9 protein-coding genes and 2 pseudogenes are annotated in these 11,425 nt (G+C 70.5%); 7 read left to right on the forward strand and 4 right to left on the reverse strand.

Annotated elements, in window-relative coordinates; all coding sequences use genetic code 11:
* Nucleotides 1-801: 801 nt before the first annotated feature.
* The 3 genes and pseudogenes from ABT070_RS18940 to ABT070_RS18950 form a co-directional block, all read left to right on the forward strand.
* Nucleotides 802-1,065 carry a hypothetical protein gene (locus ABT070_RS18940; protein WP_351762202.1) on the forward strand — a complete coding sequence of 88 codons (264 nt, stop codon included), beginning with the start codon at nucleotides 802-804 and terminating at the stop codon, nucleotides 1,063-1,065.
* A 408-nt stretch (nucleotides 1,066-1,473) separates the two neighbouring features.
* A pseudogene (locus ABT070_RS18945) lies at nucleotides 1,474-1,844 on the forward strand (serine/threonine-protein phosphatase); the annotation flags it as partial.
* Nucleotides 1,842-2,080, forward strand: a pseudogene (locus tag ABT070_RS18950) (NUDIX hydrolase); the annotation flags it as partial. The pseudogenes ABT070_RS18945 and ABT070_RS18950, both read left to right, overlap by 3 nt.
* A gap of 31 nt (nucleotides 2,081-2,111) precedes the next feature.
* Here the strand turns inward: ABT070_RS18950 and ABT070_RS18955 are convergent.
* Both ABT070_RS18955 and ABT070_RS18960 read right to left on the reverse strand, forming a co-directional pair.
* On the reverse strand, nucleotides 2,112-2,630 hold the full coding sequence (locus ABT070_RS18955; RefSeq protein WP_351761725.1) for a hypothetical protein: 519 nt from the start codon (nucleotides 2,628-2,630) through the stop codon (nucleotides 2,112-2,114).
* 312 nt (nucleotides 2,631-2,942) lie between these two features.
* Nucleotides 2,943-4,577, reverse strand: a complete 1,635-nt coding sequence (locus ABT070_RS18960) for a S1C family serine protease (RefSeq protein WP_351761728.1) — start codon at nucleotides 4,575-4,577, stop codon at nucleotides 2,943-2,945.
* Between the two features lie 281 nt (nucleotides 4,578-4,858).
* On the opposite strand from ABT070_RS18960, the gene ABT070_RS18965 reads away from it, so the two are divergent.
* From ABT070_RS18965 to ABT070_RS18975, 3 genes are all read left to right on the forward strand, one after another.
* Nucleotides 4,859-5,695 (forward strand): glycerophosphodiester phosphodiesterase, encoded by an 837-nt coding sequence (locus ABT070_RS18965; protein ID WP_351761731.1) that lies wholly within the window; start codon nucleotides 4,859-4,861, stop codon nucleotides 5,693-5,695.
* A gap of 219 nt (nucleotides 5,696-5,914) precedes the next feature.
* Nucleotides 5,915-6,553 carry an ATP-binding protein gene (locus ABT070_RS18970; protein ID WP_351761734.1) on the forward strand — a complete coding sequence of 213 codons (639 nt, stop codon included), beginning with the start codon at nucleotides 5,915-5,917 and terminating at the stop codon, nucleotides 6,551-6,553.
* A 259-nt stretch (nucleotides 6,554-6,812) separates the two neighbouring features.
* A complete protein-coding gene (locus ABT070_RS18975) occupies nucleotides 6,813-7,778 on the forward strand; it encodes a DUF5926 family protein (protein WP_351761737.1) in 966 nt (321 codons plus the stop codon).
* Nucleotides 7,779-8,055: 277 nt separating this feature from the next.
* On the opposite strand, the gene ABT070_RS18980 is transcribed toward ABT070_RS18975, so the two are convergent.
* Together ABT070_RS18980 and ABT070_RS18985 are read right to left on the reverse strand one after the other, a co-directional pair.
* Nucleotides 8,056-8,610 (reverse strand): hypothetical protein, encoded by a 555-nt coding sequence (locus tag ABT070_RS18980; protein WP_351761740.1) that lies wholly within the window; start codon nucleotides 8,608-8,610, stop codon nucleotides 8,056-8,058.
* Between the two features lie 56 nt (nucleotides 8,611-8,666).
* Entirely contained in the window at nucleotides 8,667-9,332 is a 666-nt protein-coding gene (locus ABT070_RS18985; RefSeq protein ID WP_351761742.1) for a bifunctional DNA primase/polymerase, read from the reverse strand.
* Nucleotides 9,333-9,856: 524 nt separating this feature from the next.
* Here ABT070_RS18985 and ABT070_RS18990 point away from each other — a divergent pair.
* Nucleotides 9,857-11,392: a PP2C family protein-serine/threonine phosphatase gene (locus tag ABT070_RS18990; protein WP_351762205.1), complete on the forward strand. Its 1,536-nt coding sequence runs from the start codon at nucleotides 9,857-9,859 to the stop codon at nucleotides 11,390-11,392.
* The last annotated feature ends 33 nt before the right edge of the window (nucleotides 11,393-11,425 follow it).

Consider the following 11,425-nt stretch of genomic DNA (forward strand, 5'->3'; position numbering starts at 1 on the left):
CCACGGTCGGCCCGGCCTATTCGATCGCCGAAAACGACACGAGCGTGGTAGCCGGTGCGCGAAATATCCTCGGTACCTTCAGCGTACTCCTCGGCCAGGCAGTACGCGCCGTCCGTCGGCGGGCGACCCCCCCCCTTGCGCTCCTCCTCCGGACGGCCGACCTCAAGGCGCTTCCGGAGAGGATGAGTGATCACCAGGCCGGAGGCCTCACACGGCGCCCGGTAACGAGGTCGAAGTCTCCGCATGGTGACGCGGACGGAGCGTTGCCGGGGAGAACGGCTGGTCACACGCCCCGCTCACAGGGGCCTTCGAGCGGAGTAGGGTCGAAGTACCGGGAGCACTTCGCACACCGGATCAGATCTGGTGCCGTTCTCGGCGAGCGACAGGACCGGAACGTCGAAGACGATCCCGGGGAACAGGTTCGCGCCATGACCGCGACCAGAAGAGGTACAGCCCTCAGCGCATATCACTCCCTGGTGCGCTTCGCCCGAGGGAGGTGATGACGTGGACACCGTTGTCACCGCGGCACTGATCATCGCCATGATCGCCCTGGGAATCGTCCTGATTCATCAGCTCAACGTGCAGCACGACGCACGGATCGCGGCCTACCGCTACGGCGAAGCGTTGCCGGGAATCGGCCGTCTGCGGGCGAAGAAGAACCGACGAACGCCAAGGCTTTCCGTATCGCCCGCTGGCGCATCGCCTGCTGTCGACGACACCGACACCGAGCCGGGCGGTGCCACGGATGATTTGGCTCGTTCCCCGGTGGAATCAGTGGGCAGGCCGGGACGGCGTCACCCGGTGGAACCACCGGAGCCGCTCTCTGCCGGGAACGTCGACGTGCGCCTCGTCGCCTCGTCCCCGGAGGCCGCCCGTCAGGTCGCGGAGGTTCTCCGTCGCTGCTTCGCCTCGTCCGAGCAGCGCAGCTATCCCGTCGGCACGGTGGCCGGCGCAACCCGCCTCCACCTCACGGTGGACACCGCCCGCGCAGCAGAGCCTGCGCGCTCCTGGCTGGTCACCAGTGGGCCCTCCGGAAACGGCCGTACGCAGACTGACGAGATCTGAGGCACGACAAGCGCGAAACACCTGATGCCCGGAATGTGTACCAGGCATAACATGAAGACGGGTCGGCACACTCTCACGTGCGACCGGCCCGGAAGGGCGGCCCCGGTGTGTATACGCCGGGGTCGTTGGAGCATCGCTCCGATAAGCCGTTAACGCCCGCTGGTCGACAGCGTCGTCCACGCTGATCGCCGTTGCCTGCCGGATGGATCCGAGAGGGGCGGTGTGCATTGCGTCAGGGCACGGCGTCCAAAAACGTGGCCGGGGTGCTGGAAGCGTCGGCCCAATTCGGCCTGCACCGCCCGCACCGGTTGCGGTTCGACGAGGCCGGGCTTCCTGATGAACGCCGCCGCGTGGACGCCGCCACCCCGATGAGTTCCCCACACCCGGGACGAAGGGAAGCTCACAGCGATGACGGACAGTGGGCGGAAGCCGGATCGGATCGGGGTGGACCGGTCGGAGGGGTTCGGCGAACGACTGCTGGGTGTGCTGCTGGACCGGGCCCACGAGATGCCGCCGCAGTTGATCGCCCCGCTCGTCGCGGAAGAGGTGGCCAGGGTCGGGGGCCGAGACGTCTCCATCCTCCTGCAGGACTACGAACAGGTGCTTCTGGTGCCGCTGCCGGCCGGAGGCTGAAGGTCGGCGGCCCCGAGCCGGTCGAGGACTCCCCCGACGGCGAGGCGTTCCTGAGCCGCAGAACGGTGGAGGTGGCGGAGAACGGCAGTGTGCGGATGTACCTGCCACTGCTGGACGGCAGCGACCAGATCGGGGTGATGGCCGTCATGTGGCGGCACCGCTTCATCACGGACTCTGGGCCTGGGAGTTGCCCATGGGCCTGGTCGAGGAGGGCGAGACTCCTGAAGAGGCGGCTGCCCGCGAGGTCCTGGAGGAGGCGGGCTGGCGTCCTGGCCCCATCAAGCCTCTGATCTACGCCGAGCCGGCCAACGGGATCACGGACTCGCAGCACCACGTCTTCCGTGCGGACGGAGCGCCTTACGAGGGTCCGCCCACCTCCAGGGTATGAGGACCTTCTGCACGTCGTGGCAGCGTCAGCTGTGCGCGCCCCACCAGACCCAGCGGGCTGGGTCGATGCCGGCTTCGCCAATGTAGTTGGTGGTGTAGACGGCGGCACCGTTGCCCGAGGTACGGAGGAACACCCCGGTTCCCGAAATAAAGTCGCATTCGAGGTAGTTGCCATCGCCGCTCCACCACTGCCCGGGGGCGTTCCCACAGGCGCTCATCCAGACAGCGTTGGTCGCGGTCTTGCTGTCCGTGGTGAGACACATGCCGTTGGCCTTGCTCACCAGCCGGCGGAACACCGTGCCGTCGTAGTTGCGGGTGTAGGAATCCGAACCCCAGTACCAGTTCCGGGTGGAGAGCCCGTCATTACAGGTGTCCGACCAGACCTTGTCGCTCACGGTGGACGAGACCAGGCACTGGCCCTCGTAGTCGTTGCTGTACGACCAGTACGTCGTCGCCGACGCTGTGGATATCGAGCCTGCCACGGTGAGCATGAGGGCGGCGAGTCCCACGGGCACGGTCAGCCTCAGAGCCTTCAGAGATTCCATGATCACGAGGATTGAGGGCAGAGGAGGTGTCCGCGTAAATCAAGCGTGAACATGCCATGTCACTTCGGTCATGTCCACGCCACACTTGCGCACACGATTCACCACCCGATCACATTCGGAAAGCGCGCAGAAGGGGTGCCCCTCAGCGAGAGGCACCCCTTCTGACCAGTACGTCTATGACCTGCGGAGCAGGTCGCGCCGTTCGTGATCGGCGGCGCGGGGACAAGAGTAACGGGTGAGCACGCGCGCGTGGGGGTCAGGCGGTGCTGAACCGGGGAGGCACGCGCGCGTGGCCCGGCGTCGGAGTCGGCGTCAGCTGTCGCCCTTGCGGGAGCCGAGGGTGAGGTCGACGGTGTGGGACTTGCCGTCGCGCTCGTAGGTGATCGCGACCTTGTCGCCGGGCTGGTGGGTCCAGATCTCGCCGATGAGGGTCGGGCCGCTGTCGATCACCATGTCGTCGAGCTTGACGATGACGTCGCCGGGCTTGAGGCCGGCCTGGTCCGCCGGGCCGCCCGACTCGACCGCGGAGGCTCCGCCCTCGGCCGTGTCGGTGATCTTCGCGCCCTCCGTGGAGTCCGCCAGGGAGACGGACGCGCCGATCTTGGCGTACACCGGCTCGCCGGTCTTGATCAGCTGCTGGGCGACGTACCTGGCCTGGTTGATCGGGATGGCGAAGCCGAGGCCGATCGAGCCGGACTGGGTGGTGCCGCCCAGGCCGCCGCTGCCGGTGGACTGGATCGCGGAGTTGATGCCGATGACGTTGCCCGAGGCGTCCAGCAGCGGGCCGCCGGAGTTGCCGGGGTTGATCGAGGCGTCCGTCTGGAGGGCGCTCATGTAGGAGGCGGCGCTGCTGGTGCCGTCGCTGGAGGCCACCGGGCGGTTCTTCGCGCTGATGATGCCCGTCGTGACCGTGTTGGACAGGCCGAAGGGGGCGCCGATCGCGATCGTCGAGTCGCCGACCGCCACCTTGTCGGAGTTGCCGAGGGTGAGCGGCTTCAGGTCCGAAGGCGCGTTCTTGAGCTTGATGACGGCGACGTCGTAGCCCTGAGCGTGTCCCACGACCTCGGCGTCGTACTTCTTGCCGTCCGGGAAGGTGGCCGTCACCTTGCCGCCGTCGACCGCGTCGGCGACGACGTGGTTGTTGGTGATGATGTGGCCCTGGGTGTCGAAGACGAAGCCGGTGCCGGTGCCGCCCTCTCCGCTGCTGGACTCGGCCTCGATGGTGACCGTGCTGGGCAGCGCCTTGGCGGCCACCCCGGCGACCGTGCCCGGGTCGCGCTTGACGTCGCCGCCGTTGGTGGAGGCGGAGACGGTCGTCGAGCCGGTGTCGTCGTCGTTCTTGGCCAGCGTGTAGCCGAGTCCGCCGCCCAGGCCGCCCGCGACCAGCGCGGCGACCAGGATCGCGGCGACGAGCCCGCCCCGGCCGCGGCCGGACTTGGGCGCGGGCTGCTGGTAGGAGGCACCCCAGACGGTCCCCTCGGGGCCACCCGGGCCACCGGGGCCGCCCGGTCCAGCGACCCCGCCGACGCCACCGGCAGCGATGTCGCCGGGGCCGGGGGTGCCGTACGCGTGCGTGCTCGCGCCAGCGTCTGCGTAGAGAGGCGTCGTCGGAGCCGGGTTCGGCCAGTCGTCGGCGGCGGCCGGGGCTCCCTGCGGCGCCGGGAACGCCTGCGGAGCGGCCGGCGGCGGCCAGTCGCCGTCGACCGGGGCCGGCGGCGCTCCCTGGGGCGCGGTGGGCGGCGGCCAGTGGCCCTCGGGCGCGCCCGCGGGGGCGTGACCGGCTTCCGGTGCCTGCGCGGGCGCCGCCGGGAGCGGAGTCGTGGGCGCGCCGGCGTCGGGCGCGGGCGCCTGCGGGGAGGCCGAGGGAGATTCCACCGGCACGGGGGGTGCGGACGGGGCCGGGGGTACCTGAGTGCCCTCGCTCTTGCCCTCGTTCTCGGTGCTCACAGCTCTTCTCCTCGATCCACGGCTGTTGTCGTCGGTCGCACTGGGTCACGCTCGTCCACGCTCGTCGCGTTTCCGCGCGCTTTGTCGTCGACCCGGCGCGCTGAAGCTGTGCATGTGCTTTTGTACGTCTCAGCTTTTCCCACGGGCCGTCAGAGCACCATAAGCGGTGGCTGTGGGTCCTTGGCCATTCCTTATATAGGTCATTACGCACAATAAGTGCGCATCATCGAAACATCTCAGAGGGTTCTCAGACGACCGGGCGCCGATGGCACCATGACGCGGTGACCCACGCACGGCAGCACCACATTCAAGTCGTCGCCCACCGCGGGGCTTCCGAGGAGGCCCCCGAGCACACCCTGGCCGCGTACAAGAAGGCGATCGAGGACGGTGCGGACGCCCTCGAGTGCGACGTGCGCCTGACCGCGGACGGCCATCTCGTCTGCGTACACGACCGTCGCGTCAACCGTACGTCCAACGGCCGTGGGGCGGTCTCCGCCCTGGAGCTCGCCGACCTCGCGACGCTGGACTTCGGCTCCTGGAAGACACGGGAGGCCCGCGAGGCCTGGCACGCGCGCGAGGAGGACCCCGACTGGGAGGTCCGGCCCGAGGACCGCGAGGAGACCTCCGTCCTGACCCTGGAGCGGCTGCTGGAGCTCGTCTCCGACGCGGGGCGCCGGGTGGAACTGGCCATCGAGACCAAGCATCCGACGCGCTGGGCCGGACAGGTGGAGGAGCGGCTGCTGGTGCTGCTGAAGCGGTTCGGTCTCGACGCGCCGGTCCCGGCGGCCGAGTCCCCGGTGCGGATCATGAGTTTCTCGGCCCGCTCGCTGCATCGCGTGCACGCCGCCGCGCCCACGGTGCCGACGGTCTACCTGATGCAGTTCGTCTCGCCCCGGCTGCGCGACGGGCGGCTGCCCGCCGGGGTCGGGATCGCCGGTCCCTCGATCCGGATCGTGCGCAACCATCCGGCGTACATCGAGCGCCTGAAGGGGGCCGGCCACCGGGTGCACGTGTGGACCGTGAACGAGCCGGAGGACGTCGATCTCTGCGTCGAGCTGGGCATCGACGCCATCATCACCAACCGCCCGCGCGAGGTGCTGCGCCGACTGGGCCGCTGACCCGCACCCGTCGGAAGCCGCAGAGGTCACAGGGAAAACAGGGATAACAGAGGTCACAGAATTCACAGAAGTCACACAAGCCCCGCCCATACCTCTTGACCCCACAGCGCCGTTACAGCATCCTCCGTTCTCAGCCATACCGTCTAAATCCAGCCACTCACTGACAGGCCCCTCACAGGGAGTGCTCCGGCGCGTTCGTTCCGTGTTCGATCATGACGAATGCGTCTCCGGGGCCGCATTGGCCGGTTTCCGGTACAGGCCAATGGGGCATCCACACCGTGGCGTGGGGCGAAGGAGGTCTCGGGGGTGGCGTTGGTGGTGGCACAGGAGGTGCCCGCGTCGTCGAGCATGGCCGTACCCCATGGCCCTGCGGGCGTGGGGAATGCGAGACACCGCATGCGCGATCAGTTGCGCACGGGTGGAGTGTCGGAATCGGTCATCGACGACGCCGTACTGATCCTTTCCGAACTCTTGAGCAATGCGTGCAAGCACGGCAGACCACTGGGCGACGCCCTGGCCGGGGACGGCGACGTCCGGGCCGCGTGGCGGGTCGATCCGGGTGGCCGGCTGATGGTCGAGGTGACCGACGGCGGCGGCCCGACCCGTCCGGCCCCGGCCACTCCCTCCGTCACCGCGCACGGCGGCCGCGGGCTCAACATCATCACGGCGCTGGCCGACGACTGGGGCGTCCGGGACGACGCCCGCGGCGAGGTCACGGTGTGGGTCATCGTCCACGCGGACGTATACGACCCCGACGCCGGCTGCCGGCGCGACGACTTCGCGTCCAGGGTCGCGGCCCCGTCGGTGGCGTCGATGCCCGGCCTGAACTTCGCGGACGCGTTCGACGACCTGGACTAGACCGGGGACGGCCGGGGGCGGCCCGGGACGAGCGGCGACGGCCGGGGCCGGTCGGAGAGCGGCCGGGACCGGTCGGAGAGCGGCCGGGGAGAGCCGAGACCGGGCCGGGGCCAACCGGAGACGGGGGCCGGAGATCCGCAGGGCGGAGCGCGGTGATCGTTGTCCACAGCCCCCGCGTCGTCCACAGGTTCCGGTGACGGAGCGTACGAACGGCTAGGCTCCCGCCGTACCAGACGAGCCGTACCCGGGAGACACCCAGATGGCCAAGAAGCGACCCCAGACGAAGGCCAAGCGGCCGCAGCTCACCGACGCGGACATCCCGGTCGTCGGCGCGCGGGAGCCCTGCCCGTGCGGCAGCGGCCGACGCTACAAGGCCTGTCACGGCCGGGCCGCCGCGCATGCCGTGACCGAACTGGTCCAGCGCCCCTTCGAGGGCCTGCCGGGCGAGGGTGACTGGGTGGCGCTGCGTGAGCTGGTGCCGGCCGCCACGGTCGCGCTGACGCTGAAGGGCGGTCTGCCCGAGGGCGTCCCGTCCGTCACGCTCGCCACCGTGCTGCCGATGGCCTGGCCCGCCCTGCGCCGCGACGACGGCTCCGTGCTGCTCGGCCTGCAGAACGACACGCCGTCGGGCGACATCAGCCGCGACCTGGCGGACACCCTGCGGCGGGCGCTGGAGGCGGACCCCGGCACTCCGGTGACGGCGCGCCGGGCCCCGGCCGACGGCCCGCGGATGCAGGATCTGCTCGACGCCGAAGGCGTGTTCGAGCCAGTTGTGCACGACGGCTTCGAGTTCTGGGTCCCGGACCCGGAGAACGCCGCGCCCGAGGTGGCCGCCTCCCTGGAGCGGGCCAACGCGGCGGCGATCCCGACCGTGAAGCTGACCGGTGTGGACGCCGCGTACTGGTGCGAGACGCCGGAGAAGAACCACCTGCGCTGGGTCATGCCGCACCCGGAGGAGCGGCTTTTGGACGCCCTCGCGCGGCTGCACGCGGCGGGCCGTTCGAGCCTCGGGGAGGGCACGCGCCTCGTCGGCTCCTTCCGGGCGCACGGTCTGACGGTGCCGGTCTGGGACCTGCCGAGCGCGGTCACGGCGGACGACGTGGAGAAGCCTGCCACCGAGTTCGCCGAGCGGCTCGCCACCGCCCTGGCCTCGGACGCGCCGCTCACGGCCGACGAGCGTCGCGCGCGGGGCGGCCTGACCAACCGACAGGTGACGCTCAGCTGACACACAGGTACGGACCCCGGCCGAACTGACCGACCGGTCAGCACCCCGCGCGTCGGCGTGCGGCGTGACTCCGCTCACAACTACCGCCCGCGCAGGGTGAGTCGGCGCCAGAAGCGCCGATTCGCCGGTGTCCGGAATACCGATGAAAACAAGAGATCGAATTTGCGTGGAGCAGATCTCTTGTTACCGTTCGAGTTGCCCGGTTGCTGATGCATCCCCCGTCGTCAGCAACCGGGTCTTTTCATGTCCGGCTCCGTTTACAGTGTGCGGTCGCACGTCAACTGCCCGCGTTCGCCCGGGAGTTGCTCCCGGAGCGCAGCAGCAGCGGCCCGCCGTCGGTCGCTCGCGCGAACTCCGCGACCGCCGTGTACGCCGCCAGTTCGCCCCGGGTCCGCTCATGGGGTGTCTCGCAGGATTCCGGCTCGTCCTCGGCGCCCACGGCGCACCGCGTCCGCACGGTGCGCCCCTCGGGCCCCATGAGGCTCAGGAAGGCGTCCAGGGCGCGTCCGGTGGCGTTGCGGTAGTAGGTGCGCGCCCAGCTGTCCTCACCCTGGGACAGCACGCAGGTCTGCGCCTCCACGCCTTCGGGGGAGGTGAGTTCGGGGCCGCAGCGGGCGGCGGTGGCCAGCCCCAGGCCGAGCAGCAGCGGTGACCGGGAGGGTTCGACGGGCGGCGCCTTCGGATCCGTGCCGCCGGTGGCATGTGTATCGGCCACTTCGCCGGCGCCGGCCGTACGCCCTTCGTCGCCGACCGGCCCCGCGGACGCCATGGCCAGAGGCAGCGCGATCGCGCCTGCCACGGCGCCCGCGAGGGCGAGGAGACGAAGGTTCATGTAGCGGAAGATAGAGGGCGAACGCCGGTGTCCTGTCCGGCGCGCGCCCGACACCCCTACAACTCGGGTGCGCTCACACCCGTACGAGTGAGGGCGTCGACGACGGCGTCCACCACGGCCTCGACGTCGGGCACCCAGGGTGAGGCCGAACCGGGCAGCGGCGCGCGCTCCCACCGGATGTCGCCCCGGCCCGTCTCGGACGGGGGCAGGGCGATGTAGCCGCCCTCGCCGTGGAAACGCAGGGAGCCGGGCACGAAGTCCTTGGCGTAGAGCAGCTCACCCAACTGCTCCATCGTGTACGGCCGGACGAGGATCGACCAGCGGGTGGGCGAGGCGACCACCGGGCCGAGGCGAATGCCCTGGCCGTCGAGCGCCACGAGCGCGCGCGAGGCCGCGAGGGCGGGGAGGCTGACCGCGCAGGGGGCCGTACCCCCGGTGGCCAGGATGATCGGTGAGGTCGGCCGGTTGGTCCACCACCAGCGCACCATGCGCGCTTCGGTGGTGGCCGCGAGCAGGCCGGGGTCGAAGGGGTGAGCACCGGGGACCGTGCACTCCGGGTCGGGACAGCCGCAGCGGGAACGCCCCTGCGGGTCCGCCGGCACGCCCGGGAGGACGGGCCACTGCCATTCCGTCGCGAAGGTCAGGGCCGAGTCGATCAACTCAGGTCCTCTGTCGCTGGACTGGGACAGGAGCCTGCGTCGCTTTCCGAGGATCTCGCGCATGAGCGCTCGTTCCTTTCCGTTGCACCGCTGGCAACACCGTGGGCCACATCACATCATGTGTCGATCACTTCACTGTGCGTACCTGTTGGTGCATCACACCCCTGTACGGGACAGGGGGAACCCCTCAGGGTCGAGCGGTGGCTGCTTCCGCGGCCACTCCGTCCGACTTGCATCCATCTAATGCCTGGGCGTGGCGTGGGGTGGCGAAGTCTGGCGTTTGCCGTCGCGCGTATTTCTCTCCGCCTCCGCCACGGGAGGATGGGGCACGGTCGTCGATGACTATGACGCCCGGGCCGGTCACCAGGTTCCGGAAGGCTCCCTACGAGCTCCCAACGACACCTGGCCCTTACCGAGTACGTACCCATCACGACCGCTGTGACGCTCCGTGGAGCAAGCCCAGTCGACCGCAATCACCCGTTACCCGAGGCATTTTTAAGCCAAGTTTACCTTTACGCAAGGGAGCCGGAGAAACTGTGCCCGATTCTCCCGAAGACCCCACGGACACCAGCAATCCCAGCAGGACAATGCTGGACATCCCCTCACGAGTGCGTGTACATGTGGAGACACCGCTAGCGGCGCAGAATGACATGGGGGTTTGCGATGCTTTTGAGCAATACGCTCCGGTCCGAGAGCCGGACGCCATGAACGCCCCTCACCCTCCGAAAGTGGCTGGAATCGATTCAACGGTTCCCTCGCCCGCACACACTGTCGCGCCCGCGCCCGCCACCCCGGGCACCCCGACGGTCCCTGCGGCCCCCTCCGGCGCACCCGGCTCCACCGGCCCGAACGCTCTCCTGACGGACCGGCTCGCCGGCTGGGTCTCCGATCTCACCACCCTCCACGAACTAACCGAACGCCTGATCCGCACGGACGCCCTGCCGGACGCCCTCCAGGAACTGCTGCACGCCGGAGCCGCCCTCGTGGGCGCCCGGCGCGGCCTCGTCGTCCTCGAACCCGCCGACCGGCTCGGGCCGGACAGCATGATCGGACTGGGCCTCGGCCGCGCCGATCTCGGCCATATCGAGACCGTGCCGCGCAGTGCCCTGTCCTACGGCCGCATCCTCGAGGGGCTGCCCGGCGGCGAGGGGGAGATCGCCGAGCCCGACCTCTTCGCCGAGGACGGCTTGGACCCCCGCCACCGCGAAGTGGCCGCCCGCCTCGGCTACGCCGCCAGCTACGCGCTGCCCCTGGAGACGGACGGCGCTCCCGGCCGCCTGGGCGCGGCCGTATGGCTCTACGACGAACCCGCGGAGCCGGACGAACGGCAGCGCCACCTGATCGGCCTGTACGTCCGGTACGCCGCCGAGCACCTGGCGCGGCTCCTGGAACTCGAACGCACGCGCGCGTGCATGAAGACGATGGCCGAGGAACTGCTGCCCTCCCGGCTGCCGCGTGTGCCCGGCGTCCAGCTCGCCGCCCGGCATCACACGGGCCCGCGCGGCGGCGGCGACTGGTACGACGCGCTGCCGCTGCCGGACGCCGCCCTGGGCCTCGCCGTCGGGTCCGTCACCGGCTCCGGGCCGAGCGCGGTCGCCGCGATGGGCCGGCTGCGCGCCTCCCTGCGGGCGTACGCCGTGATGGAGGGCGAGGACCCCGTCGCCGTCCTGTCCGACCTGGAGCTGCTGCTGCGGCTGACCGAGCCCGCCCGGTCGGCCACCGCCCTGTTCGCCTACTGCGAACCCGCCCTGCGCAAGATCACCCTGGCCGGCGCCGGGCACTGCCCGCCGCTGCTGGTCGGCGAGCGGCGCACGGAGTTCGCGGAGACCTCCGTCTCCGCCCCGCTGGGCATGCTGGCCTGCTGGGAGGCGCCGAGCGTCGAGCTGGAGGCAGAGCCGGGCGAGACCGTCCTGCTCTACACGGACGGCCTGCTGCACCGCACCGGCGACCCCGTCGACCGCGCCTTCGCCCGGCTGCACGCGGCCGCCGCCGGGGTCCCGAAGCCGCTGCGGCACGACCCCGGCGCGATCGCCGACCACGTGCTGCGCACGCTCCTGCCGGACGGGGCGGCCGAGCGGGACAGCGACGAGGACGTGGTCCTGCTGGCGGCCCGGTTCGAGTGAGCCGCCGTAACAGGCCGTAACGGGTCTTTCGGC

The sequence above is a fragment of the Streptomyces sp. NPDC002884 genome, from assembly GCF_040295245.1.
Lineage (GTDB): Bacteria > Actinomycetota > Actinomycetes > Streptomycetales > Streptomycetaceae > Streptomyces.

Bases quoted from the DNA above. Each gene is read 5' to 3' on its own strand.
- ABT070_RS18970 (WP_351761734.1), top strand. From the start codon at position 5,915: ATGCGTCTCCGGGGCCGCATTGGCCGGTTTCCGGTACAGGCCAATGGG.
- ABT070_RS18980 (WP_351761740.1), bottom strand. From the start codon at position 8,610: ATGAACCTTCGTCTCCTCGCCCTCGCGGGCGCCGTGGCAGGCGCGATC.
- ABT070_RS18955 (WP_351761725.1), bottom strand. From the start codon at position 2,630: ATGGAATCTCTGAAGGCTCTGAGGCTGACCGTGCCCGTGGGACTCGCC.
- ABT070_RS18990 (WP_351762205.1), top strand. From the start codon at position 9,857: ATGCTGGACATCCCCTCACGAGTGCGTGTACATGTGGAGACACCGCTA.
- ABT070_RS18975 (WP_351761737.1), top strand. From the start codon at position 6,813: ATGGCCAAGAAGCGACCCCAGACGAAGGCCAAGCGGCCGCAGCTCACC.
- ABT070_RS18985 (WP_351761742.1), bottom strand. From the start codon at position 9,332: ATGCGCGAGATCCTCGGAAAGCGACGCAGGCTCCTGTCCCAGTCCAGC.